Annotated in this window: 21 protein-coding genes; 11 read left to right on the top strand and 10 right to left on the bottom strand. The window is 73.2% G+C overall.

Going from position 1 to position 22,816, the window contains the following annotated elements; translation table 11 throughout:
* Positions 1–88 precede the first annotated feature (88 nt).
* A complete protein-coding gene (locus ACH4SP_RS26325) occupies positions 89–1,387 on the top strand; it encodes a DUF6986 family protein (protein ID WP_398418021.1) in 1,299 nt (432 codons plus the stop codon).
* A 127-nt stretch (positions 1,388–1,514) separates the two neighbouring features.
* Positions 1,515–3,491, top strand: a complete 1,977-nt coding sequence (locus tag ACH4SP_RS26330; protein ID WP_398418022.1) for a protein kinase — start codon at positions 1,515–1,517, stop codon at positions 3,489–3,491.
* A gap of 6 nt (positions 3,492–3,497) precedes the next feature.
* On the opposite strand, the gene ACH4SP_RS26335 is transcribed toward ACH4SP_RS26330, so the two are convergent.
* A complete protein-coding gene (locus ACH4SP_RS26335; RefSeq protein ID WP_398418023.1) occupies positions 3,498–4,646 on the bottom strand; it encodes a LacI family DNA-binding transcriptional regulator in 1,149 nt (382 codons plus the stop codon).
* Positions 4,647–4,743: 97 nt separating this feature from the next.
* Here ACH4SP_RS26335 and ACH4SP_RS26340 point away from each other — a divergent pair, with 97 nt between their 5' ends.
* A complete protein-coding gene (locus ACH4SP_RS26340) occupies positions 4,744–5,715 on the top strand; it encodes an ROK family protein (RefSeq protein ID WP_398418024.1) in 972 nt (323 codons plus the stop codon).
* Positions 5,716–5,817: 102 nt separating this feature from the next.
* On the opposite strand, the gene ACH4SP_RS26345 is transcribed toward ACH4SP_RS26340, so the two are convergent.
* A complete protein-coding gene (locus tag ACH4SP_RS26345) occupies positions 5,818–7,908 on the bottom strand; it encodes an NPCBM/NEW2 domain-containing protein (protein WP_398418025.1) in 2,091 nt (696 codons plus the stop codon).
* Between the two features lie 212 nt (positions 7,909–8,120).
* Between ACH4SP_RS26345 and ACH4SP_RS26350 the strand changes: the two genes are divergently transcribed.
* Together ACH4SP_RS26350 and ACH4SP_RS26355 are read left to right on the top strand one after the other, a co-directional pair.
* Complete coding sequence (locus ACH4SP_RS26350) at positions 8,121–8,660, top strand: cupin domain-containing protein (RefSeq protein WP_398418026.1); 540 nt, start codon at positions 8,121–8,123, stop codon at positions 8,658–8,660.
* Entirely contained in the window at positions 8,653–9,456 is an 804-nt protein-coding gene (locus ACH4SP_RS26355; RefSeq protein WP_398418027.1) for an SDR family NAD(P)-dependent oxidoreductase, read from the top strand. Before ACH4SP_RS26350 ends, ACH4SP_RS26355 begins: the two co-directional genes overlap by 8 nt.
* Positions 9,457–9,567: 111 nt before the next feature.
* On the opposite strand, the gene ACH4SP_RS26360 is transcribed toward ACH4SP_RS26355, so the two are convergent.
* Positions 9,568–9,750 (bottom strand): hypothetical protein, encoded by a 183-nt coding sequence (locus ACH4SP_RS26360; protein WP_398418028.1) that lies wholly within the window; start codon positions 9,748–9,750, stop codon positions 9,568–9,570.
* A gap of 262 nt (positions 9,751–10,012) precedes the next feature.
* On the opposite strand from ACH4SP_RS26360, the gene ACH4SP_RS26365 reads away from it, so the two are divergent.
* Complete coding sequence (locus tag ACH4SP_RS26365) at positions 10,013–11,053, top strand: NUDIX domain-containing protein (protein ID WP_398418029.1); 1,041 nt, start codon at positions 10,013–10,015, stop codon at positions 11,051–11,053.
* A gap of 82 nt (positions 11,054–11,135) precedes the next feature.
* Here ACH4SP_RS26365 and ACH4SP_RS26370 read toward each other — a convergent pair whose 3' ends face one another.
* Both ACH4SP_RS26370 and ACH4SP_RS26375 read right to left on the bottom strand, forming a co-directional pair.
* Entirely contained in the window at positions 11,136–11,834 is a 699-nt protein-coding gene (locus tag ACH4SP_RS26370) for an MBL fold metallo-hydrolase (protein ID WP_398418030.1), read from the bottom strand.
* Positions 11,835–11,963: 129 nt separating this feature from the next.
* Positions 11,964–13,331 (bottom strand): dipeptidase, encoded by a 1,368-nt coding sequence (locus ACH4SP_RS26375; protein ID WP_398418031.1) that lies wholly within the window; start codon positions 13,329–13,331, stop codon positions 11,964–11,966.
* Positions 13,332–13,510: 179 nt separating this feature from the next.
* On the opposite strand from ACH4SP_RS26375, the gene ACH4SP_RS26380 reads away from it, so the two are divergent.
* On the top strand, positions 13,511–14,857 hold the full coding sequence (locus tag ACH4SP_RS26380) for a geranylgeranyl reductase family protein (RefSeq protein WP_398418032.1): 1,347 nt from the start codon (positions 13,511–13,513) through the stop codon (positions 14,855–14,857).
* Between the two features lie 90 nt (positions 14,858–14,947).
* Here the strand turns inward: ACH4SP_RS26380 and ACH4SP_RS26385 are convergent, their stop codons facing one another.
* The gene (locus ACH4SP_RS26385) at positions 14,948–15,397 is read right to left on the bottom strand and encodes a nitroreductase family deazaflavin-dependent oxidoreductase (RefSeq protein ID WP_398418033.1); all 450 of its coding nucleotides are present in this window, start codon (positions 15,395–15,397) and stop codon (positions 14,948–14,950) included.
* 231 nt (positions 15,398–15,628) lie between these two features.
* Here ACH4SP_RS26385 and ACH4SP_RS26390 point away from each other — a divergent pair, with 231 nt between their 5' ends.
* The 3 genes from ACH4SP_RS26390 to ACH4SP_RS26400 all read left to right on the top strand — a co-directional run bounded on the left by ACH4SP_RS26390 (position 15,629) and on the right by ACH4SP_RS26400 (position 18,527).
* Positions 15,629–16,327: a TetR/AcrR family transcriptional regulator gene (locus ACH4SP_RS26390; RefSeq protein ID WP_398418034.1), complete on the top strand. Its 699-nt coding sequence runs from the start codon at positions 15,629–15,631 to the stop codon at positions 16,325–16,327.
* Positions 16,328–16,521: 194 nt separating this feature from the next.
* The gene (locus ACH4SP_RS26395) at positions 16,522–17,865 is read left to right on the top strand and encodes a sensor histidine kinase (RefSeq protein ID WP_398418035.1); all 1,344 of its coding nucleotides are present in this window, start codon (positions 16,522–16,524) and stop codon (positions 17,863–17,865) included.
* The gene (locus tag ACH4SP_RS26400) at positions 17,862–18,527 is read left to right on the top strand and encodes a response regulator (RefSeq protein ID WP_398418036.1); all 666 of its coding nucleotides are present in this window, start codon (positions 17,862–17,864) and stop codon (positions 18,525–18,527) included. Before ACH4SP_RS26395 ends, ACH4SP_RS26400 begins: the two co-directional genes overlap by 4 nt.
* On the opposite strand, the gene ACH4SP_RS26405 is transcribed toward ACH4SP_RS26400, so the two are convergent.
* The 4 genes from ACH4SP_RS26405 to ACH4SP_RS26420 all read right to left on the bottom strand — a co-directional run bounded on the left by ACH4SP_RS26405 (position 18,488) and on the right by ACH4SP_RS26420 (position 21,454).
* Positions 18,488–18,769 carry a DUF6332 family protein gene (locus tag ACH4SP_RS26405; protein WP_398418037.1) on the bottom strand — a complete coding sequence of 94 codons (282 nt, stop codon included), beginning with the start codon at positions 18,767–18,769 and terminating at the stop codon, positions 18,488–18,490. The genes ACH4SP_RS26400 and ACH4SP_RS26405 overlap by 40 nt on opposite strands.
* Before the next feature lie 117 nt (positions 18,770–18,886).
* Positions 18,887–19,678 carry a maleylpyruvate isomerase family mycothiol-dependent enzyme gene (locus ACH4SP_RS26410; protein ID WP_398418039.1) on the bottom strand — a complete coding sequence of 264 codons (792 nt, stop codon included), beginning with the start codon at positions 19,676–19,678 and terminating at the stop codon, positions 18,887–18,889.
* Positions 19,675–20,034 carry an SCO4225 family membrane protein gene (locus ACH4SP_RS26415; protein WP_398418040.1) on the bottom strand — a complete coding sequence of 120 codons (360 nt, stop codon included), beginning with the start codon at positions 20,032–20,034 and terminating at the stop codon, positions 19,675–19,677. Before ACH4SP_RS26415 ends, ACH4SP_RS26410 begins: the two co-directional genes overlap by 4 nt.
* A gap of 82 nt (positions 20,035–20,116) precedes the next feature.
* Complete coding sequence (locus ACH4SP_RS26420; RefSeq protein WP_398418041.1) at positions 20,117–21,454, bottom strand: MFS transporter; 1,338 nt, start codon at positions 21,452–21,454, stop codon at positions 20,117–20,119.
* A gap of 66 nt (positions 21,455–21,520) precedes the next feature.
* Here ACH4SP_RS26420 and ACH4SP_RS26425 point away from each other — a divergent pair, with 66 nt between their 5' ends.
* Complete coding sequence (locus ACH4SP_RS26425) at positions 21,521–22,759, top strand: ROK family protein (RefSeq protein ID WP_398418042.1); 1,239 nt, start codon at positions 21,521–21,523, stop codon at positions 22,757–22,759.
* Positions 22,760–22,816: the final 57 nt, after the last annotated feature.

Consider the following 22,816-nt stretch of genomic DNA (forward strand, 5'->3'; position numbering starts at 1 on the left):
TCCGGGGACCATTGACGCGGATCATGCCAGCCATTAACTTCACTATGCGGATTGTTGATTCCGTGAAGCGGAAACATGGAGGGTTGGAATGGGTCAGCAGGAGAAGGTGGCAACGAGCCTCGCCGGCGCGGTCAGCGAGGGGATCAGCGCCTCCCTCGTACCGATCGACGCGGAGCTCGAACGCCGCTACCCCGGAGACCCAGGAACCCGGCAGCCCGTCCACACCGTCTACGTTCCCGGCAACCTCTATGAGGCGGGCACCATCCGCTCCTGGGGGGACCAGGCCCTGCGGATGCTCGACGAACACGCCCCGAACGCCGCCGCGTTCGCCGAGGTGCTCGGCCTCGACGCGTCCCTCGCCGACGCCGTGTACGACCGGGTGCGCGCCAAGCTGGAGCGCGAGCCGGTGGAGGACCTGCGCGTCGACTTCGAGGACGGCTACGGCGGCTCGGCCGCCGACGAGGACACGTACGTCGCCCGCGCCGCCCGCCTGGTGGCCGAGTCGTACGAGAACGGCACCGCCGCCCCGTACACCGGCATCCGCATGAAGTGCTTCGAGGCCGCCGTCCGCGACCGCGCGATCCGCACCCTGGACGTCTTCCTCACCGGCCTCATGGAGCACGGCGGCCTCCCCGAGGGCCTCGTGCTGACACTGCCCAAGGTGACCTACCCCGAGCAGGTCACCGCCATGGTGCGCCTCGTCGAGGCCTTCGAGAAGGCGCACGGCCTGCCGACGGGCCGGATCGGCTTCGAGATCCAGATCGAGACCAGCCAGTCCATCCTCGGCGCCGACGGCACCGCCACCGTCGCCCGCATGATCGACGCCGCCGAGGGCCGCGCCACCGGACTGCACTACGGCACCTTCGACTACAGCGCCTGCGTCGGCGTCAGCGCCGCCTACCAGGCCAGCGACCACCCGGCCGCCGACCACGCCAAGGCGGTCATGCAGGTCGCCGCCGCGGGCACCGGCGTCCGCGTCTCCGACGGCTCCACGAACGTCCTGCCCGTCGGCCCCACCGAGAAGGTGCACGACGCCTGGCGGCTGCACTACGGCCTCACCCGCCGTGCCCTGGCCCGCGCCTACTACCAGGGCTGGGACATGCACCCGGGCCACCTGCCGACCCGCTACGCGGCCGTCTTCACCTACTACCGCGAGGGCTTCGAGCAGGCCGCCGCCCGCCTCGCCGCGTACGCCAACCAGGTCACCGGCGGCGACGTCGCCGACGAGCCCGCGTCCGCCAAGGCACTCGCCTCCTACCTGCTGCGCGGCATCCAGTGCGGCGCCCTGGACACCGCCGAGGTCGCCCGGCTCAGCGGACTGACCCGCGCGGACCTCGAAGGCTTCGCTTCGCCGCGCCGCGGGAACCTCACGGCCCAGGCCTCGTAGCCCCCGCTCACCGCTCCCGCCCGCCCCCGCCGCCCGCTCGCCCCCGCCCGCTCACCCCGGGCACGGCTGTCACCGCTGCCCCGTACTCTGTTCGCAACCACATTTGGCGTAACGGAACGGGGCAGTGGTGGCTACGGGGGAGAACGAGCGGCTGGCCGGCCGCTACCGGGTGATCGAACAGCTCGGCCGCGGCGGCATGGGCGTCGTCTGGCGGGCGGTCGACGAGGTCCTCGGCCGCGAGGTCGCCGTCAAGGAACTGCGCGCGTACAACGACTCGTCGGGATCCGAACTGGCCGATCTGCGGGTCCGGATGCAGCGCGAGGCCCGCGCCGCCGCCCGGATCCGGCACTCCGGAGTCGTCGCCATCCACGACGTCACCGAGCACGACGGCCGCCCGGTCATCGTGATGGAACTCGTCGACGGGCCGTCGCTGGACGACGTGCTGGCCGAGCGCGGGCTCCTCGACCCGCGCGAGGCCGCCTCGATCGGTGCCCGCGTGCTGGAGGCGCTCGACGCCGCGCACCGGGTCGGTGTACTGCACCGGGACGTCAAGCCGGGCAACATCCTGCTGGACCGCGGCGGCCGCGTCGTCCTCACCGACTTCGGCATCGCCGCCATGGAGGACCCGGGCGACGGCTCCACCACCCACCTCACCCGCAGCGGCGAACTGGTCGGCTCCCTCGACTACCTGGCGCCCGAGCGCGCCCAGGGCCAGGAGCCGGGACCCGCGTCCGACATCTGGGCGCTCGGCGCCACGCTGTACGCGGCCGTCGAGGGCGGCTCGCCCTTCCGCCGTACGTCGACCTGGTCGACGCTCACCGCGATCGTCGTGGAACCGCTGCCGGAGCCGGTGCGCTCCGGGCCGCTGGGGCCGGTGCTCCAGCGCCTCATGGACAAGGATCCCGCGCGGCGGCCCGACGCGGCCGAAGCGGCGCGACTGCTGACGGAAGTGGCCGACGGATCGGCGGCGCAGGCCACCGGGGCCCCGCGTGCGGTGACGGAGCGGGACCAACTGCCGCCCCAGCAACAGGGGTTCGGCCCCGCGAGCCCCGCACCCGCACCTGCACCCGCACCCGCCCCGTACGTACCGCCCTCGCCCGGCTTCGGCCCGCACACACCCCCGGCCCAGCAGACCGGGTACGGGCCGGTTCCGACGCCTGCCGTGCAGCAGCAGCAGCCCGGCCACGGGACCGGGCCCACGCCGACGCCCTACGGCACGGGCCCGACCCCCGGGGCGTACGGCACCGGCCCCACGCCGTCCGTCGGTCCGTCCCACCCGACCCCCTCGTCCCACCCGTCCGCCCCCGTGACCTCGCCCGTCGCCGTTCCCGATGCCCCCGGGGCGTCGGGCGGCCGCCGCAGGGCCGTGGTCGCGGCGGGCGTCGCCGCGGTGCTGCTGGTCGGCGCCGGTGTGACGTACGTCCTGGGCAACCGGGGCGGCGACGAGCAGGTGACCGGCAGTCCTGCCGCCGACAGCTCCGACGTCGCCGGATCGCCGACTGCCGACAAGCCCCTGCCGCCCGGTGCGCTGCCCACCGATGCCGACATGAAGACCAAGGCCCCCACGCCCGACGGGAAGGGCAAGGACAAGGGCGACGGCAAGAAGAAGCCCACACCCACCCCGACCGGCAGGAACTCCGGGGCGCCGGCCACCGGAGGGAAGACGGCGGGCGGCAAGGGCGGCAGCACCGCGGGCGGCGGCTCCGCGGGGGCCGACTCCGGCGGAGGGTCGGCCGGTTCCGGTGGTACGTCGCCGACCGGCGGCGGCTCCGGCGGTTCCCACGGGGGCGGTGGCAACCCGCCCCCGCCCCCGGCTCCGGCTCCGGTCTGCCACGGCATCGGCGCCGGAAAGTACAACTGCGAGGTCTGGCGCTCCTCGGACTCGATCCGGGCCAACGGCGACCGCGCGGGCAGGCTCAACGCGGGCACCAACTACTTCTACTGCCAGGCCAATCTGGGCCGCCGCGTCACCTACGGCAACTGGACGAACGTCTGGTGGGCCAAGACCGACGACGACAGCGGCAACACCAATGTGTACGTCAGCGTCGTCTACCTCAAGGGCGGTGACAACGACAAGGCGCTGCCGGGCCTGCCCGTCTGCTGACCGTCCTCAGGCACGGACAGGGGCGTCCCACGGCGGGATCTCGCCCGAACCGCGCGCGACGAGCCGGGTCTCCAGCACCACGTGGGACGGTGCCCCGGCCGCCCCGTCGAGGCGGCTGAACAGCAGGTCGGCGGCGGTGCGGCCGAGCGTCGCCGCGTCCTGGGCGACGACCGTGACGCCCGGGTCGAGCAGATCGGCCAGCTCGAAGTCGTCGAACCCGACCAGGGCCACGGGGCGTTCGCGCCCCGCCAGGACCCTCACGACCGTGACCGTCACCCGGTTGTTGCCCGTGAAGACCGCCGTCACCGGCTCGTCCGCCGCGTCCAGCATCGCCCCGGCAGCGGCCCGCACGCGCTCGGGATCCGTGGAGCCGAGCGCCACCCACCCCTCGGCCACGGGCAGCCCCGCGTCCGCCATCGCCGCGTGGTAGCCGCGCAGCCGCTCGGTCGCGGTGTGGATGCGCGGCTGGTCGCCGATGAACCCGATCCTGCGGTGGCCGTGCGCGATCAGGTGCGCCACCCCGTCGCGGGCGCCGCCGAAGCTGTCCGACCGTACGACATCGGCGTCGATCCGCCCCGGCGGACGGTCCACGAACACCGTGGCGACGCCCGCCGCCATCTCCGGCTCCAGATAGCGGTGGTCGTCCCCGGCCGGAATCACGATCAGCCCGTCCACCCGGCGCGCGCACAGCGCGAGCACCAACTCCTGCTCGCGGTCCGGGTCCTCGGCACTGGAGCCGTTGATGAGCAGGGCGCCGTGGGAGCGGGCGACCTCCTCCACGGCGCGGTTCAGCGGGCCGTAGAACGGGTCGGCGAGGTCTTCGAGCACCAGGCCGATGCTGGCGGTGCGGCCCTTGCGCAGGACGCGGGCGCTGTCGTTGCGGCGGAAACCCAGGCTGTCGATGGCTTCCCTGACACGTCGTTCGGTGTCGGGCGTGACGCCCGCCTCGGCGTTGACCACCCGCGAGACCGTCTTGAGACCGACGCCGGCGCGGGCGGCCACGTCCTTCATGGTCGGCCGGTTGCCGTAGCGGCGCTGGGGCGGCACGGGGCGCTGGGACCTCGCTGCGGCGGAAGGAGGAAGTGCGGTGTCGGCCACGGTGCGCTGTCCTGTCGGTCGTCGGCGTGGGGGATGCGGCGGTGCGGCACCGAGCATAGGGCCCCGATATCTGGACAACGTTGTCAGCTAAATGGAGACTGGCCCAGTCCTTTGATCCTTGTCTCTTCCTCATTCCTCCTGGAGATGCACCCCGATGCACACCGAGTTCACCGACCTCGTCGCCGCGCTCGACATCGGCGGCACCAAGATCGCGGGTGCGCTGGTGGACGACACCGGCCGGATCAGGCTCAGGGCCCAGCGGCCGACGCCCGCGCACGAGGACGGGGAGACGGTCATGGGCGCGGTGGACGCGGTGCTCGCCGAGCTGAGGCCGTCGCCGCTCTGGCCGGAGGTGCGTGCGGTGGGCATCGGCAGTGCGGGACCCGTCGACGCGTCGGCCGGTACGGTCAGCCCGGTCAACGTCCCCGGCTGGCGCGGCTTTCCGCTGGTCGAGCGGGTGCGCAGGACAGTCGGCGGCCTGCCGGTCGAGCTCGTCGGGGACGGCGTCGCGATGACCGCCGCCGAACACTGGCAGGGCGCGGCCCGCGGCCACGACAACGCACTCTGCCTGGTCGTCTCCACCGGCGTCGGCGGCGGCCTCGTCCTGAACGGCACGCTCCACCCCGGCCCCACCGGCAACGCGGGCCACATCGGCCACATCAGCGTCGAGTTGGACGGCGACCCCTGTCCGTGCGGTTCGCGCGGCTGTGTCGAGCGCATCGCCAGCGGCCCCAACATCGCCCGCCGCGCCGCCGAACAGGGCTGGCGCCCCGGCCCCGACGGCGACGCCACGGCAGCCGCGGTGGCGGCGGCGGCCGGGGCCGGGGACCGGATCGCGCTCGCCTCGTTCGAGCGGGCCGGCCAGGCCCTGGCGGCGGGGATCGCGGCCACCGCGACTCTGGTGGAGGTGGACATCGCGGTGATCGGCGGGGGAGTGGCGGGAGCGGGCGGCGTGCTCTTCGACCCGCTGCGGCGCGCGCTCAAGGACTACGCGGCGCTGTCCTTCGTACGGGAACTGCGGGTGGTTCCGGCCCAGATGGGCACCGACGCGGGCCTGGTCGGCGCGGCGGCCGCCGCCCTGCTCGGCACGGGGCGGAGCGAGGACGGCGGCCGCCGGACGCACTGATGCGAGGTCTCAGCAGCTCAGCACGCGCTGAACCGGGAACCAAGCGGCTCCGTACGTACTGAACCGGGAGCCAAGCGGCTCAGTACGTACTGAACCGGGAGCTCAGCAGCTCAGCTTGGCGTCCGCCCAGTCGGCGTGGTCGTACGTGGTCCCGTCCCCGCCGTCGGTGACCACCAGCCGCACCGTCCGCGCACCGCTCACATCGGCCGAGACCGGCTGCGGAGCAAGGGAGTTGTCGAGTACGCCGGTCGAGGCTGCCTTCTTCCCGTCGGCCCACACCTCGAACGCGACCGTGCCCCTGCTGCCCGACTCGTCGTCGAGGCCCACCTGCGCGGTGAAGCCGTCGCACTTCCCGCCCGTGTAGTACTCGGCCTCGCTCGCCGCGTGGACGCCGAGCCCCTTGGCGAAGACCTGGCCGCCGACGGTGAGCGGCTTGCCGTCGCCCGCCCGGGTCTCGCCGTTGCTGAGGTCCTTCTCGATCGGGCCCCACCCGTTGGTGGAGCTCAGCGCGCCGAGGTCACTGGCGTACGAGGTCCCGCCGGGCGGCGCCACCACGACCCGCAGCCCTGCCGCGGCGGCCGTGTTCAGCCGCTGCCCGGTGACCGCACGGTACGAGGCCGTGAGCGTGAGGTCGTAACTCCCCGGCCCGGTGCCGGCCGGTGCGACGGCCGTCCAGCCGGTCCGCAACTGCTTGCCGGCCGGGAGGGTCGGAGCGGTGCTGCCCGAGGTCGCGCGGATCTTCCACCCGGCGGGCCCCGTCAGCTGCACGGAGAGATCGTGCGCGGGGGTCCGGCCCAGGTCGGTGACCGTGGAGGTGAGCTTCGTGGGCTGCCCCGCCTCGGTCAGCGGGGATCCTTCGGTGGCGAGTTCGAGCACCGGCGGCAGCTGTGCCCACTTCTTGTCGGCCGACACCCGCAGCAGGACGGTGCCGTGCGCGGGCACCGTAGCGGCGAGGTTGCCCGCGGTGTGACCGTCCGTCTTCCGCCACAGGTCGCGCACCCGGTAGCCCTTGGCGGCGGGCAGGCCGACGGCCTTCGCGGTGGTCGCGATCCGCTGCGGGCTGCCGGTCTCGTTGAAGAGCGCGACGGCGCGGCTGCCGTCCGACAGCTCCTTGGCGACGACCCACCGGCCGCCCTCGGAGGTGACCACGGTGCCCTGCTTGCCGAGCTTGTCCTGGTCGACGGCGATGACTTCCCTGTTGGACAGGGTGTCGAAGGTCTCCGGGGTGGCCTTGCGCAGGTCGGAGCCGATGAGCAGCGGGGCCGCCATGATCGACCACATGGAGAAGTGGGAGCGGTACTCGGTGCCGGTCATGCCGCCGTTGCCGACCTCCAGCATGTCCGGGTCGTTCCAGTGCCCGGGACCCGCGTACTTGGCGAGCGGCAGGTTCTGCTTCATGATCGACAGCATCGAGGACCAGGTGTCCCTGATGTCACCGGTGGTCCGCCACATGTGGCCGACGTCCTTGCCCCACTCCCACGGCTTGTACGAGCCCCACTCGCAGAGGCTGTAGAGGATGGGGCGGCCGGTCTCGGCGGAGGCGGCCTTCAGCGCGTCGCGCATGGCGGTGTACCGGAGCATGAAGTCCACGCCCTCGTTGTTGCAGTTGTCGTACTTGAGGTAGTCGACACCCCACTCGGCGAACTGCTTCGCGTCGCTGGACTCGTGGTTCAGCCCGCCCGGCATGCCGACGCTGTCGCAGGTCCTCGTGCCCGCGCTGCTGTAGAGCCCGAACTTCAGGCCCTTGGAGTGGACGTAGTCCGCGACGGCCTTGATGCCGTGGGGGAAGCGGACCGGGTCCGGCACCAGCTTGCCCGCCGCGTCGCGCTCCGGCTTTGCCCAGCAGTCGTCCAGGTTGACGTACTCGTACCCGGCGTCCTTGAGCCCCTTCTCGACGAAGATGTCGGCGATCCCCTTGACCATGGCCTCGTTGAACTCGGCCCGGCAGTAGGTGGAGTTCCAGTTGTTGAAGCCCATCGGCGGGGTGAGAGCGAGGCCGTCGGGCAGCCGGGGGGCGGTGGGAGAAGGGGCGGGGGCGAGGGCAGGTGCGGGCGCGGGCGCGGCGACGGCGGCCGGTGCGGCGAGGCCCGCGGCACAGAGCAGTGCGGCGGTGAAGGCGCCCGCGACTCTTCGGCCGCGCAGGCGGGTTGGCGGTGCCGGACGGACGGTGGGGCGGGTGGGCGTGCGACGCATGAGGAATTCCTCCGTACTCGTGGCGGTCACGGACGAGGGGTGGGATGACATGTGCGTGTCACTGATGCATCGATGCGCGCTTACGGTAGAGCGTGTTCGACACTGTGGGAAAGAGGGCCGTACTGGTGCGGTTGTGTTGGGTTGTGCTGGAGGAGAAGGGTGTGACGCAGGGGTCGTGCATCACCGTCCGCGGCGGCGGGTAGGTGCAGCCGATGACCACGTACGAGGACCCGCTCGCCGAGGCCCGCCGCCTCGCGGAGCGCTACGAGCTCCAGCCCCTGCCCGTGGAGGGCGGACTGTTCCGCAGAACGTGGGCGGGGCCGCCCGACGCGGCCGGCCGCCCGGCCGGTTCGGCGATCATGGTGCTGCTGACCTCCGCCCCCGGCGACTTCTCGGCCCTGCACCGGCTGCCGGCCGACGAGGTGTGGCACTTCTACCGGGGCGACCCGCTGGACCTGCTGCTCCTCGCCCCGGACGGCACCGACCGCCTCGTACCGCTCGGCGACTTCGCGCGGGGCGGACCCGTGCAGTACGTCGTCCCGGCCGGGACGTGGATGGGTGCGCGGGTCGCGGACGGCGGCAGCTGGTCGCTGTTCGGGACCACGATGGCCCCCGGGTTCCAGAGCGCCGACTACGAGGGCGGCGACCCGGAACTGCTCGCCGCCCGCCATCCCCGACAGGCCGTACGCATCCGGGAGTTGTGCCGCCCCGATGCCCCGCTGAGCATGGCCGGGGGCGACGGCGATGAGTGAGGCGTCCGGGCGCGTGGCGACGGCGCGCGATACGGCCCTGCCCGACCTCACCGGACGCGTCGCCCTGGTCACCGGGGCCAGTGGACTCGTCGGCGGGGGGATCGCCGAGCGGTTCGCGGCCGCGGGCGCCGGGGTCGTCGCCCACTTCCGGCGCGACGAGAAGTCGGCCCAGGCGCTCGTCGCCCGGATCGTCGACGCCGGAGGGCAGGCACTCCCCGTACAGGCGGACCTGACCCGCGAGTCCGAGTGCGAGCGGCTCGTCGAAGTGGCGGCCGACTGGCGGGGCGGCCTGGACGCGCTCGTCCACAACGCCGGCGTCCAGCCCGTCCAGGACCTCGCGGACATGACCGCCGACGACTGGCGGCAGATGTACGAGACCAACACCACCAGCGCCTTCTCCTGCACCCGTGCCTCCGTACCTCTCCTCGCCGCCCGCGGTGGCGGCAGCATCACCCACATCGCCTCGATCGAGGGGAGTCAGGCGACCCCGGGGCACGCGCACTACTGCGCGTCCAAGGCCGCCCTGATCATGTTCGCCCGCTCGGCAGCCCTGGAGTACGGCCGCCACGCCGTCCGCGTCAACACCGTCTCGCCGGGGCTGATCGAGCGCCCCGGCCTGGCCGACGACTGGCCCGACGGCGTCCGCCGCTGGTCGGATGCGGCCCCCCTGACCCGGCTGGGCAGGCCCGAGGACATCGGCAACGCCTGCGTCTTCCTCGCCTCCGGCGCCGCAAGCTGGATCACCGGTACGAACCTGGTGGTGGACGGCGGGGTCAGCGCACGCCCCACCTGGTGACCGGTGCCGGGCGGGCCGGGACGCGGTGGTCCCGGCCCGCCCGGCGGCTCAGGGCGCGCCGGCCCGGCCGTCGGGCGGCTCAGGGCGCCGTGGCCCCGGCCCGCCGGTGGTTCAGAGCGCCGCCGCCTCGGCGGGCGCCCCCTGGGCCACCACCACCAGGAAGGCGTCCGCGTCCAGGTCCATCACGACCTCCGCCGGACACCCCTCGGCGCGGCGGGCGTGCGCGAACTCCTCCGCGGGCCAGCTGCCGCGCGGGCCGCCGGCCGGGAAACGCCGCAAAACAGTGCGGTGCATTCCGCACCCCTCTCGTCCGTGCTCCTGCTGTACCTCTGTGCGCCCAACGAGACTCCGTGACGACGGGTCACGGACGCAGTCGTCCCGTGTGCGCCCCCGTATCTGCATCGACGCGCTGCACGGCCCGAAGCGTTGCCCGGGTCAGGCCACAGGACGGCCACGGTTGTGTGCGGGAACGGCTCCAGGCACCATGCCGTCGGGCCCGGTGTCCGTGGCAGGGTGTTGCGGGCAGTCCACTGGGGGCTACGGCAGAGGGGGACCCGTGATTGTCTGGATCAACGGTGCGTTCGGAGCGGGCAAGACCAGTACCGCGCGCGAACTGATCGATCTGATCCCGAACAGCACCTTCTACGACCCGGAGGTGATCGGCGCCGGACTCGGCCACCTGCTGCCGCCCAAGCGGCTCGCCGAGGTGAGCGACTACCAGGACCTGCCGATCTGGCGGCGGATGGTCGTGGACACGGCGGCGGCGCTGCTCGCCGAGGTGCCCGGGGTGCTGGTGGTGCCGATGACATTGCTGAGGCAGGAGTACCGGGACGAGATCTTCGGCGGGCTGGCGTCGCGCCGCATCCCCGTACGGCATGTGCTGCTCCAGGTCGACGAAACGATCCTGCGGGCACGGATCGCGGCCCGCGAGGAGCCGGGCATGTCCGCCGCCGACACGGAGGTACGGGTGCGGCAGTGGGCGTACGACCACATCGAGCCCTACCGCGCCGCGCTCGGCTGGATCACCCGGGACGCGCACGTCGTCGACGGCGGCCGGAGCACTCCGTACGAGGCGGCGAAGAGGATCGCGGAGGCGGTACGGTCCGGGGCGGCCGCGGCCTGCGACATCGTGCAGACGCCCCCGCCGACCGCCGAGACCCTCGCGGCAGGGGTGCTGCTCTTCGACGCCGACGGCCGGGTGCTGCTCGTCGACCCGACGTACAAACCGGGCTGGGAGTTCCCCGGCGGAGTGGTGGAGAGCGGCGAAGCGCCCGCGCGGGCGGGGATGCGGGAGGTCGCCGAGGAGACCGGGATACGCCTCGGACAGGTGCCGGGGCTGCTGGTGGTCGACTGGGAACCGCCCCGGCCGCCGGGCTTCGGCGGGATCCGGATGCTGTTCGACGGCGGCCGGCTGGAGGACGGCGAGGCGGAGCGGGTGCTGCTGCCGGGGCCCGAGTTGCGCGGGTGGCGGTTCGTCACGGAGGAGGAGGCGGCCGCGCTGCTGCCGCCAGACCGGTACGCGCGGCTGCGCTGGGCGCTGCGGGCCCGGGAGCGGGGGACGGTGCTCAACCTGGAGGACGGGGTTCCGGTCGGCTGATGGCCTGATGGCCTGATGGCCTGATGGCCTGATGGCCGAGTGGTGGAGTGGTGGCCGAGTGGTGGAGGGTGCGCGGCGGGGCTCACCCGGCCGCCGACGCCCGCTCCGCCGCGGCGAGGAGTGTCGTCCCGGCGTCCTGCGTCAGCGGGTCGCCGTGCCCGAAGCAGGCGACGGACGGGGCGAGGGACGCCAGCCTGCGCATGGTGGCGAGGGCCTGCTCGCGGTCCACGTTGAACACGCCCAGGATCACCTCGTCGACGGCAGCGATGCTGTCACCGGTGAACAGCACGCCGTGGTGCGGGAGATGGACGGCGAGGGAGCCGTCGGTGTGGCCGGGAGCGTGCACCACGCGGGCGCCGCCGCCGAAGCCGAGCAGGTCGCCGTCCTCCAGCTCCCGGTCGACCCGGGTGGGCGGCGCCTCGGGCAGGGGCACCCCGTGGTGGTACAACGGGATCTCCCAGTCGAGGAGTCGAGGCTCCGGGGTGGGGGCGGTACCGCGAATCACCGGGGCGTCGAGCCGGTGCGCCAGCACCTCGGCCCCGTACCGCTCCGCCAGTTCCTCGGCGGCGCCCACGTGGTCGCGGTGGCAGTGGGTGAGGACGATGCGGCGGAGGCGGCCGGGGTCGGCCCCCACGCTCCGTATCGCCTCTTCGATGTCGGCCGCGGAGTCCCGGTGACCGGCGTCGATCAGGGTCAGGTCGGCGCCGTCGCGCCAGAGGTAGGCCTGGCCGATGGGGAAGCGGAGCATGTGCAGCTGCGGGAGTACTGCTACGAGGTCCATGCGGCGAACGTACGAGAAGACGTACGCCCGCCGCAGGGATCTTCGCTCAGCGCATAGTTCGCCCAGCGCTGATCATGAGTGGTTTCGCCGGTGCTGGCACCGGTGCTGGTGCTGGTGCGGCGGGGCCGGTCAGGCCTTCTTGGACTCGGCGTAGCGGGTGAGGAAGAGGGCCTCGGCGAACGACAGTCGCTCCAGCTCCTCGGGGGAGACGCTCTCGTTCACCGCGTGGATCTGTGCCTCCGGCTCGCTCAGGCCGATGAGGAGGATCTCCGCCTCCGGGTAGAGCGCGGCGAGGGTGTTGCACAGCGGGATGGAGCCGCCCATGCCGGAGATCTGCATCTCCTCGCCCGGGTACGCGACGCGCATCGCGTCCGCCATCGAGGTGTACGCGGGGCTGGAGGTGTCCGCCTGGAACGGCTGGCCCTGGCCGATCTGTTCGACCTCGACGCGCGCGCCCCACGGGGCGTGCGCGTGCAGGTGTGCGGTGAGCAGCTTCGTCGCCTCGGCGGCGTCCTGGCCCGGCGGCACCCGCAGGCTGATCTGCGCGCGTGCGCCGGCCTGGAGGGACGGGGTGGCGCCGACGACCGGCGGGCAGTCGATGCCGATGACGGTGACGGCGGGACGCGCCCAGATGCGGTCCGCGATCGTGCCGGTGCCGATCAGCTCGACGCCGTCCCGGACCTTCGCGTCGCCGCGGAACTCGCCCTCGGGGTACTGGAGACCGGTCCAGGTCCCGTCCGCCACGAGGCCGTCGACGGTCGTCGAGCCGTCCGCGTCGCGCAGCGAGGCGAGGAGGTGGATCATCGCGGCGAGCGCGTCCGGGGCGGCGCCGCCGAACTGGCCCGAGTGCAGGTTGCCTTCGAGAGTGTCGACGGTGACTCGCAGCATCGTCATGCCGCGCAGGGTGGCGGTCACGGTGGGCAGACCGACGCGGAAGTTGCCGGTGTCACCGATCACGATCGTGTCCGCGGCCAGCAGGTCGGGGTGCGCCTCCGCGTACCGCTCCAGGCCGCCGGTGCCCTGCTCCTCGGAACCCTCGGCGATGACCTTGACGGAGACGGGGACGCCGCCGTTCGCCTTGAGGGCGCGCAGCGCGAGCAGGTGCATGAGGAACCCGCCCTTGCAGTCGGCCGCACCGCGCCCGTACCAGCGGCCGTCGCGCTCGGTCAGTTCGAACGGCGGGGACACCCACTTGTCCACGCCGAGCGGCGGCTGTACGTCGTAGTGCGCATACAGCAGTACGGTCGGCGCGCCCTCGGGACCGGGCAGGAAGCCGTACACCGACTGCGTGCCGTCGGGGGTGTCGAGCAGTGCGACGTCCTGGAAGCCCTCGGCGCGCAGGGCTTCGGCGCACCAGTTCGCGGCGGCCTCGCACTCGCTCTTGGGGAACTGCGCGGGGTCCGCCACCGACTGGAAGGCGACCAGCTCGGCGAGCTCCGACTTGGCGCGGGGCATCAGCTCGGCGACGGTCGCGGCGATCGGGTGGGTGGCGGTCATGAGCACGCTCCTTGTGGGTGCGACGGTGGATCGGGATGCGTCCGCGACACGGGCCGGCCGGCCCGCGACGCGTGGTTGCGGCGGGTGCTCCGCGAACAGTTGTGTGTACGGCGAAGACAAGACCGATCCTCCCACAGCGGACCGCGCTCGTGCCGCGCCGTAGGATGCCGCAGGAAAGCATGGGGCACGGGTCGGATCAGGAGCAGAAGCACATCGTGAGCAGCGAGAACGCAGACGCCGCAGCAGACGCCGGACACGAGCGGGGCGAGGACGGCGGGCCCGTCTGGGACGTCGTGGTGGTCGGGGCAGGACCGGCCGGAGCCTCCGCGGCGTACGCGGCGGCCAGCGCCGGGCGACGCGTACTCCTGCTGGAGAAGGCGGAACTGCCCCGGTACAAGACCTGCGGGGGCGGCATCATCGGCCCCTCCCGCGACAGCCTGCCGCCCGGCTTCGTGCTGCCGCTGCGGGACCGGATCCACGCGGTCACCTTCTCCCTCGACGGGAAGCTGACGCGTACCAGGAAGTCGAGGACGATGCTCTTCGGCCTCGTCAACCGGTCCGAGTTCGACCAGGCGCTGGTCGAGACGGCGACGAAGGCGGGCGCTGTCCTCCGTACGGGTGCGACGGTCGCCCGCGTCGAGCAGCACGGCGCGGCGGTGCCCGACCGGCGCACGGCAGCGGTCGTGCTCGCGGACGGCGAGACGGTACTGGCACGGGCGGTCGTCGGCGCCGACGGCAGCGCCAGCCGGATAGGGGCGCACGTCGGAGTGGAGATGGACCAGGTCGACCTCGGCCTGGAGGCGGAGATCCCGGTGCCGAAGACGGTCGCCGAGGACTGGGCGGGCCGGGTGCTCATCGACTGGGGCCCCATCCCGGGCAGTTACGGGTGGGTGTTCCCCAAGGGGGACACGCTGACGGTCGGTGTCATCGCCGCCAAGGGCGAAGGGGCCGCCACCAAGCAGTACTTGACGGACTTCATCGCCCGCCTCGGTCTCGCCGGGTTCGAACCCTCCGTCTCCTCCGGGCACTTGACGCGCTGCCGGGCGGCGGGCTCTCCGCTGTCGCGGGGCCGGGTGCTGGTGTGCGGGGACGCGGCGGGACTGCTGGAGCCGTGGACCAGGGAGGGAATCTCCTTCGCGCTGCGGTCCGGGCGGCTCGCGGGGGAGTGGGCGGTGCGGATCGCGGAGGCGCAGGACGCGGTCGACGCCCGGCGGCAGGCGCTGAACTACGCCTTCGCCGTCAAGGCGGGCCTGGGTGTGGAGATGGGCGTGGGCAAGCGCATGCTCACGCAGTTCGAACGCCACCCGGCGCTGCTGCACACCGCGCTCACCGGACTGCGGCCGGCCTGGAAGGCGTTCGCGCGGATCACGCGCGGATCGACGACGCTGGCCGAGCTGGTCCGGATGCACCCGATGGCACAGCGGGTCCTGAACGCGGTGCACAAGCCCGGCGGGGGCCAGGCGGCGGACGAGGGCAAGGCAGCGGGCGAGGGCAAGGAGGATGCGGGCAAGACGGATGTGAACTGAACCCTCGCTGTCGCGCTGCGGCCGTGGCTTTGCCGCTGTACCCGACCCGTCGGACCCCTGCGGTCCGGCGGGTCTTTCCGCGTCCGCGGGTCACTTCGTGACGGTGATGCGGAATACCGGGTGCTTGGGGGCTGCGGCGAGCAGCTCCGCGTCCGTGGAGTCCGCGGTGATGTCGCCGAAGAAGCGGCCCACCTCCCAGCCCCACTTCTTGAGGTACGTGCGCAGGATCACGGGCTTCTCGGCGTCGGGCACCTCCACCGCGGTGAACTGCTGTGTCCTGCGGCCGGTCTGGAGCCTCCCGCCGCCCGCGGCACGCATGTTGCGGACCCACTCGGAGTGGCCGCGGGCCGAGACCAGGTAGGGGCCGCCCTCGTACGGGAGCGGGTTGACCGGGATGCGGCGCCACTCGCCGCTCTTGCGGCCGAGGACGGACAGCTCGGCGGTGCCGAGGAGGCTGATGCCGTGCCGGGCGAGCCAGCCGACGGCGCCGTTGAGGATGTTGTCGAAGCGGCCGGGCCTGACGTAGTGGGTGGTGCTCATGAGGGGTCCCCTGTCGCTGGATCGTCTTTGGATCTGCCCTTGCGAGAGCACTGCTCTCGATTGTGAGCACCAGTCTGCAATGGATCGGTGCTCCAAAGCAAGAGCAGTGCTCTCGTTTCTCTGCAGTGCTCTTGTTTCGGTTCAGTGATCTTGTGTTGGCTCAGTGCTCTCATTTCGGTTCGGCGCTCTCGTCGTCGTGCACCGCTCTCCATCGGTGGCACACTCCTCCCCATGAGCACCATGCGCGGGGCCAGGGAGCGGGCCAGGACCGAAGTCACTGCGGCCATCAAGGAAGAGGCGCGCAGACAGCTCGCCGCCGAAGGCGCCGCGAAGCTCTCTCTGCGTGCCGTCGCACGTGAACTGGGCATGGTCTCCTCCGCCCTGTACCGCTACTTCCCCAGCCGCGACGACCTCCTGACCGCCCTCATCACCGACGCGTACGACGGGGCGGGCGCGGCGGCGGAGGCCGCCCTCGCGGCGGCGCCCGACGACGCGGACCACCCGGCCAGGTGGCTCGCGGTGTGCACGGCGGTGCGGCGCTGGGCGCTCGACCATCCGCACGAGTACGCACTGCTCTACGGTTCGCCCGTCCCGGGCTACAGCGCACCGCAGACCACCGTGGAGCCGGCCGCCCGGGTGGCCCTGGTGCTCATGTCGGTGGCACGCGACGCGCACCGGTCCCGGGGCCTGGCCCTGGGGCGGATCCCCGGGGAACTGCGCCCCGAGGCGGAGCGGCTCGCCGCGGACATCGCCCCGGACCTGCCCCCGGAGGCGGCGGTGGCGTTCGCCGCGGTGTGGGCGCAGCTGTTCGGGCTGATCTCCTTCGAGGTGTTCGGGCACTACCACCGGGTGGTCGAGGACCGGGACGCGTTCTTCGCCCATGCGGCGGGGGAGCTGGCCCGGACGGCCGGAGTGCTCCCGCGGGCCTGAGCGCGCGCGATCGGCGTCCGCCCGGCGTCCGCCCGGTACCTGCCCGGCACCTCGGCTCCGTGGCCCGCCCGTCCTCGCCCGCGCCGCCCCGGTCCCGTACCCCGCCCGTACTCGCCCCGTACTCCAGCGGGAGTACGAGTGATCACCCCGTCGGGTCGACGCCCGCCCGGCCGTCCCGGTCTAGCGTGGCAGGCATGCCGCGAGACCACACACGCCGAGGCCGTCCGCATCCGCACTCGACGGGTGGCCGGACCTGCGGTCCTCCGTTCGCCCCGCCCCGCTGGGCCCGGCACTGGGACGCCGTCCCCGCCGAGCGCCGTCCGGGGATCGCGGGGCTGCCCTGGGTCTCGACCCTCGTCCTCGCCGCGTTCGTCCTCGTGGGCTCCCGGCTGGCCGCGGGCGGCCAGCCGGCCCGCGAGCCGCTCGACGCGCTCGGGCGCCTGCTGCTCCTGCTCGGTCCCGCCGTCCTGCTGTGGCGGCACCGCATTCCGGTTCCGGTGGTGTTCGTGACCGCTGCGACCGTGCTGGTCTATCTGGCCGCCGGGTATCCGTACGGTCCGGTCTTCCTCACCGTCGCCCTCGCGTCCTTCACCGCGGTGGTGCACGGTCACCGCGTCGCCGCATGGAGTGCGCTCGGGGCGCTGTGGGGCGGGCATCTGCTCATCGGCCACTGGCTCTACCGCTGGCTGCCGCCGACGGGCGACGGGCCCACCTCGTGGGGCGAGGAGGCGGCCATGGCCGCCTGGATGACCGCGATCCTCGCCGCCTCCGAACTGCTCCGGGTCAAGCGCCAGCAGCGGGCGCACGCCCGTGCCGAACGGGCCGCCGCCGAGACGCGCCGCGCCGACGAGGAACGCCTGCGGATGGCCCGCGAACTCCACGACGTCCTCGCGCACAGCATTTCCGTCATCAACGTCCAGGCGAGCATGGGCCTCGCCCTGCTCGACACCGACCCCGAGCAGGCCCGTACGGCACTCACCACCATCAAGGCCGCCAGCAAGGAGGCGCTCGGCGAGGTCCGTCAGGTCCTCGACACCCTGCGCACCCCCGGCGACGCGCCCCGGGCCCCCGCCCCCGGCCTCGACCGGCTCCCCGAACTGGTCGAGCAGGCCGCCGCGGCAGGCCTCGCGGTCCGTACGCGATCAGCGGGCGAAGCGCACGGGCGCATCCCGCCGGGCACCGACCTGGCGGCCTTCCGCATCGTCCAGGAGGCGCTGACCAACATCGTCCGGCATTCCGGTTCGCGCACCGCCGACGTCCTCGTCACGCACACGTCCGGCGGACTCCGGCTCCGTATCGACGACGCGGGACCGGCCACCGGCGACGAAGTGGGCGGCAGCGGCAACGGACTCGCCGGAATGCGGGAGCGGGCGGCGGCCCTGGGTGGCACGATCGAGGCGGGCCCGCGCCCCGACGGCGGTTTCCGGGTCGAGGCCGACATTCCGCTGGCCGCTGCCGGGAGAGCCGGCGGCGAATCCGCCGGCGGGACCACCGGCCCGTCCACCGGCAGGACCACCGGGGAAGAGGGAACGCTGTGATCAGAGTGCTGCTCGCCGACGACCAGGCGCTGGTGCGGGCCGGCTTCCGGGCTCTGCTGGGCGCCCAGCCCGACATCGAGGTGGTGGGCGAGGCCGCCGACGGGGAGGAGGCCCTGCGGCTGGTGCGCGAACTGCGCCCGGACGTCGTCCTGATGGACATCCGGATGCCGCGGCTCGACGGACTGGCCGCCACCCGGCTCCTCACCGAGGACACCACCCTCGACGGCACCAAGGTCGTCATGCTCACTACCTTCGAGCTCGACGAGTACGTCTTCGAGGCGATCAGATCAGGGGCCTCCGGGTTCCTCGTCAAGGACACCGAACCCGAAGAACTCCTGCGCGCGGTGCGGGCGGTGGTGGACGGTGACGCGCTGCTCTCGCCCGGGGTGACCCGCAGGCTGATCGCCGAGTTCGCCGCCCGCTCGAAGGAACCCGCCGAAGCGGGCGCCCTGCGCGAACTCACCGAGCGGGAGCGGGAGGTGATGGCCCTGGTCGGCATCGGCCTCTCCAACGAGGAGATCGCCCGCCGCCTCGTCGTCAGCCCGCTCACCGCCAAGACCCACGTCAGCCGCACCATGGTCAAGCTCGGCGCCCGCGACCGGGCCCAACTGGTGGTACTGGCCTACGAGTCGGGGCTGGTGCGGCCCGGCTGGCTGGGCTGAGTCCCCGGCGCGCCCCGGTAGCCCCACAGCACGTGTACGACGCGTGCGACGAAGACCAGGCCGCCGAGCACGGCGCCCGCGATGAGCAGAGCCTTCGTGAGGGTGGCCGAGGGGTCGAAGAAGACGGCGGGCGGGACGGTCAGCGCGGAGAAGGTGGCGAGGGCCAGGACGAAGGCGCTGAACAGGGCGTACCCGATCTCGATGGTGACGGCGTCGCGCTGGGCCTGCGTCCTGTTCCCCATGCGTCGAAGTGTCGCAAGCCGCGCGGGCGCTGGGAAGGGTGTGCGCAGGGAAGGGTTCACTGGGAAGAGCGGGTGCAGGGAAGGGCGGGCGCAGGGAAGAAGCGGTGCGGCCGGGTGCTACCAGGTGATGCCGGACAACTCCCGCCACACGGCGGCCGGTTCGGGGTCGCCGGTGAGCGTGACCGCCTCCGTCGGCAGCCGGTTCCACAGGGTCGCGTAGAGCAGTTCGGGCGGCCCGCTCAGCTCGGTGTCGGCCGGTCCTTCGTCGTCGCGCACGGTCCGGGGCGGGGCGTCCTTCGACAGGTACAGGGTCCAGACGGCGGCCGGGGCGGTTCCGGTGCTGTCCCCGATGCTGCCGGGGGGAGCCGTGCCGGTGTCCGTCGCCCGGATCCGCAGGGTGCTCGGGCGGTCCGTCCTGACCCGGCTGCGTGCGCGCCCGTGGAAGGCGGTCAGCAGTTCGTCGATCCCGTCCAGTGCGAACTCTGGGCTCACTCCGCTGAGTTGGGCGCCCGTTGCGGCCTCCGCGTCCATCCGGTGCACCGCCGTCTCGTGCGCCTGGCGCCGCGCCCAGAACGCGAGCGGGGACGGTGCGGGCAGGAAGGTCCAGCACTCCAGGTCCGCCGGGGCGGCGCGCAGGGCCGCCACCAGCGCGGCGTGCCCCTCCCTGAACCAGGCCAGCAGCTCCGCCCCGTCGAGGTCGGGCTCGCCGCCGTCGGGCTGCGGGTCCCGGTGGCCGTGGGCGACGTGCAGCGTGGCCCAGCGGTGCACCGTCCCGGTGTGCCGCAGCAGGCCGCGCACCTGCCAGCCGGGGCAGGTGGGGACGTCGCTGCCGGTACCGGCGGCCTCGGCGGCCGATGCCAGCAACACCCCTTCCTCGACAAGGGAGTTGACGTACGCATCGATTCTCATACGGCCGATCCTGTCACGCCCCGCGCCGGCGTACGGCGTTCCCCGCGCAGCAGCTGCGCCAGGAGCCCGAGCGCGTACGCCTGGATCAGTACGGACAGGACGAGCGCCGGGTAGAGGAAGGCGGCGGAGTCGGCCACTCCGCTCGCCAGCAGCTTGCCGCCGATGAGGAACACGAAGACGGTCGGCGCGGAGAGCAGGAACAGCCAGACGCCGGCCAGCGAGGCGTCGTCGTGCGTCACGAAGAGCATGTCGACGGTGACGAACAGCGCGGCCACGGTGACCAGGGCCAGATAGGCCAGGGACGCCGGGTTGCGGAAGGTGAGCCGTGCGAGACCGTGCGTGCGGTGTGCCTTCATCTCGTCCCCCCAGATGGATCGCCGGCCTTCATCGTGCCCCCGAGCCGGCGGTTCCGCCTGAGTATTTCTACCCAGGGGCTACCTATTCGGCCACCTTCGACGTGGACTCGCGGGCGGCCACGCCGAGGCAGGAAGCGGCCGCGGCCAGCACCGCCACCGTGGTCAGCGCGATCGGCAGCGAGAGCCAGTCGGCCAGGAATCCGATGGCGGGCGGGCCGAGGAGCATCCCGCCGTAGCCGAGTGTCGAGGCCGTGGCGACGCCGCTCGGACCGGCCAGCTCGCCCGCCCGGGACACGGCGACGGGGAAGATGTTCGCCAGCCCGAGCCCGGTCACGGCGAGGCCGAGCAGGGCGAGCCCCAGTGTGGGCGCGAGGGAGCCCAGGAGCATGCCGACGGACGCGGTCGCACCGCCCGCCACCAGGGTCCTGGTCTGGCCGAGGCGTTCCAGGAGGGTCGTGCCGGTCAGTCGGCCGAGGGTCATGGCCAGCGCGAAGAGCGAGTACCCGGCGGCGGCCACGCCCGGGTGGGCGTCCAGGTCCTCCTGCAGGTGCAGCGGGCCCCAGTCGGCGATGGCGCCCTCGCCGTACGCGGTGCACAGGGCGATGACGCCGAACAGGACGACGGTGCGCCGATGGGCGCGTCCGGAGGTGCGGCGGGGCAGGTTGTCCGAATGTTCTGGTCCGGGAGTGGGCGAATGTCCTGGTCCGGGGGCGGGTGTGTGTCCCGGTCCTGGGGCGGCCGTGTGTCCTGCCGCAGGGGCGGGCGCGTGTTCCGGTACGGGGGCGGGCGTGCGGTCCGTCAGCTGCCGGGACTCCCGCAGCAGGGTGGGGCCGGCCGCCGCCGTGACCAGCAGGCCCAGCGCGGTCAGTGTCGTCAGGTGCACGGTGGGGGAGAGGCTGCCCGCGACCAGTCCGCCGAGCCCGGCGCCGACCATGCCGCCCAGGCTGAACGCCGCGTGGAAACTCGGCATCACCGGGCGGCGGAGCGCGGTCACCAGATCGACGGCCGCGCTGTTCATGGCGACGCTGATGCCGCCGTACAGCGCACCGAACACCAGCAGTACGAGGCCGAGCGCGAGCGGCGAGTGCGTCAGTGGAGGCAGCGCGATGCTGAGCGAGAGCAGTCCCCCGCAGAAGACCGTGACCCGTGCGCTCCCGAAACGGCTGCACAGCCGCCCCGTCAGGGTCATCGTGATCACGGCACCCGCCGACACCCCGAGAAGCGCGAGTCCGAGCGCACTGGCCGAGGCGGAGGTCTGCTCCTTGATGGCCGGGATCCTCACCACCCAACCGGCGAAGATGAAGCCGTCGAGGGCGAAGAACAAGGTCAGTGCGGTGCGGAGACGGGACAGGGAGGGTGCGGCGGCGAGGGGGCCGGGTTCCTCCGATGCGGCCGTCCGGACTTTGTTTAGGTTCGGCACAAAGTCAGCATAGGGGGAGCCCCCGTACGGGGCAAGGCGCGCCCGGGTCGTGGCAGACTCCACTCCATGAACGGCAAGGGGACCAGGGTGACCAGCACCAGAACGAAGTTGGAGAGGGGTCGCGGAGCGCTCGGCCCCGCGCTGGAACTCGTGCACACCGGACGCGCGCCCACCCGCGCCGTGCTCACCGCGGAGCTCGGCGTCACCCGGGCCACCGCCGGAGCGGTCGCCGCCGAACTCGAAGCGCTCGGGCTGATCCGCGTCGACTCCAGGCCCGGCGCCGCGGCCGGATCGCAGGGCCGCCCCTCGCACCGGCTGACCGTCGACGACACGGGGCCCGTCGTGCTGGCCGCCCAGGTGCACGCCGACGGCTACCGTGCCGCGCTGGTCGGCCTCGGCGGCCGGATCGTCGCGACGGCGCCCGGCTGCGAGGTGATCGACGCCGACCCGGCGCAGGTCATCGGCTCGGTCGTGGACGTGGGAGCGCAGCTGCTGCGGGAGAGCGGACGCAAGTGCGCCGGAGCCGGGCTCGCCGTCCCCTCGGCGGTCGCCGAGCCCGAGGGCACCGCCCTCAATCCGCTGCACCTGGCCTGGCCGGTGGGGGCTCCCGTCCGCGAGATCTTCGCCGAGCGCGTCGCCGCGGCAGGCATCGAAGGTCCCGCCTTCACCGGCAACGACGTCAACCTCGCCGCTCTGGCCGAGCACCGGCACGGCGCCGGGCAGGGCGCCCAGCACCTCCTGTGCGTCGCCACGGGCCACCGCGGCGTCGGCGGCGCACTCGTCGTCGACGGCCGTCTGCACAGCGGGAGTTCGGGTCTCGCCCTGGAGGTCGGCCACCTCACGGTGAACCCGGCAGGCCGGCCCTGCTACTGCGGCAGCCGCGGCTGCCTCGACGTCGAGACGGACCCCCTCGCCTTCCTCTCGGCGGCCGGACGCACGCCGGGCCCCGAGGTCTCCCTGCTCCAGCAGTCGCGCGACCTGCTCCGCGAGGAGTACGGGGACGCGGCGGTACGGGGCGCGGCCCAGGCCCTCGTCGACCGGCTCGGGCTCGGGCTCGCCGGGCTTGTCAACATCCTCAATCCGGACCGGATCGTCCTGGGCGGCCTGCACCAGGCACTCCTCGCGGCCGAACCCGACCGGCTGCGCGCCGTCGTGGCCGACCGCAGCCTGTGGGGCCGCAGCGGCGGCGTGCCGATCCTGCCGTGCACGCTGAACCACAACTCCCTGGTGGGTGCGGCGGAGTTGGCCTGGCAGCCGGTACTGGACGACCCTTCGGCGGCGTTGCGCGCCGGGGCGGCCGTCTGACCGGGTCGGCCGTTCCGTCCGGCGTGCCGGACTCTGCCGCCGGTCTTGCTACCGTCC

The organism is Streptomyces sp. NPDC021093, assembly GCF_044333135.1.
Taxonomy (GTDB): Bacteria; Actinomycetota; Actinomycetes; order Streptomycetales; family Streptomycetaceae; genus Streptomyces.

Excerpts from the sequence above, each read along its gene's own strand:
- ACH4SP_RS26425 (WP_398418042.1), top strand. The coding sequence starts at position 21,521 with ATGAACGGCAAGGGGACCAGGGTGACCAGCACCAGAACGAAGTTGGAG.
- ACH4SP_RS26375 (WP_398418031.1), bottom strand. The coding sequence starts at position 13,331 with ATGACCGCCACCCACCCGATCGCCGCGACCGTCGCCGAGCTGATGCCC.
- ACH4SP_RS26325 (WP_398418021.1), top strand. The coding sequence starts at position 89 with ATGGGTCAGCAGGAGAAGGTGGCAACGAGCCTCGCCGGCGCGGTCAGC.
- ACH4SP_RS26385 (WP_398418033.1), bottom strand. The coding sequence starts at position 15,397 with ATGAGCACCACCCACTACGTCAGGCCCGGCCGCTTCGACAACATCCTC.
- ACH4SP_RS26405 (WP_398418037.1), bottom strand. The coding sequence starts at position 18,769 with ATGGGGAACAGGACGCAGGCCCAGCGCGACGCCGTCACCATCGAGATC.
- ACH4SP_RS26415 (WP_398418040.1), bottom strand. The coding sequence starts at position 20,034 with ATGAAGGCACACCGCACGCACGGTCTCGCACGGCTCACCTTCCGCAAC.
- ACH4SP_RS26395 (WP_398418035.1), top strand. The coding sequence starts at position 16,522 with ATGCCGCGAGACCACACACGCCGAGGCCGTCCGCATCCGCACTCGACG.
- ACH4SP_RS26410 (WP_398418039.1), bottom strand. The coding sequence starts at position 19,678 with ATGAGAATCGATGCGTACGTCAACTCCCTTGTCGAGGAAGGGGTGTTG.
- ACH4SP_RS26350 (WP_398418026.1), top strand. The coding sequence starts at position 8,121 with ATGACCACGTACGAGGACCCGCTCGCCGAGGCCCGCCGCCTCGCGGAG.
- ACH4SP_RS26370 (WP_398418030.1), bottom strand. The coding sequence starts at position 11,834 with ATGGACCTCGTAGCAGTACTCCCGCAGCTGCACATGCTCCGCTTCCCC.
- ACH4SP_RS26360 (WP_398418028.1), bottom strand. The coding sequence starts at position 9,750 with ATGCACCGCACTGTTTTGCGGCGTTTCCCGGCCGGCGGCCCGCGCGGC.
- ACH4SP_RS26340 (WP_398418024.1), top strand. The coding sequence starts at position 4,744 with ATGCACACCGAGTTCACCGACCTCGTCGCCGCGCTCGACATCGGCGGC.
- ACH4SP_RS26355 (WP_398418027.1), top strand. The coding sequence starts at position 8,653 with ATGAGTGAGGCGTCCGGGCGCGTGGCGACGGCGCGCGATACGGCCCTG.
- ACH4SP_RS26380 (WP_398418032.1), top strand. The coding sequence starts at position 13,511 with ATGGGGCACGGGTCGGATCAGGAGCAGAAGCACATCGTGAGCAGCGAG.
- ACH4SP_RS26390 (WP_398418034.1), top strand. The coding sequence starts at position 15,629 with ATGAGCACCATGCGCGGGGCCAGGGAGCGGGCCAGGACCGAAGTCACT.
- ACH4SP_RS26345 (WP_398418025.1), bottom strand. The coding sequence starts at position 7,908 with ATGCGTCGCACGCCCACCCGCCCCACCGTCCGTCCGGCACCGCCAACC.
- ACH4SP_RS26335 (WP_398418023.1), bottom strand. The coding sequence starts at position 4,646 with ATGCTCGGTGCCGCACCGCCGCATCCCCCACGCCGACGACCGACAGGA.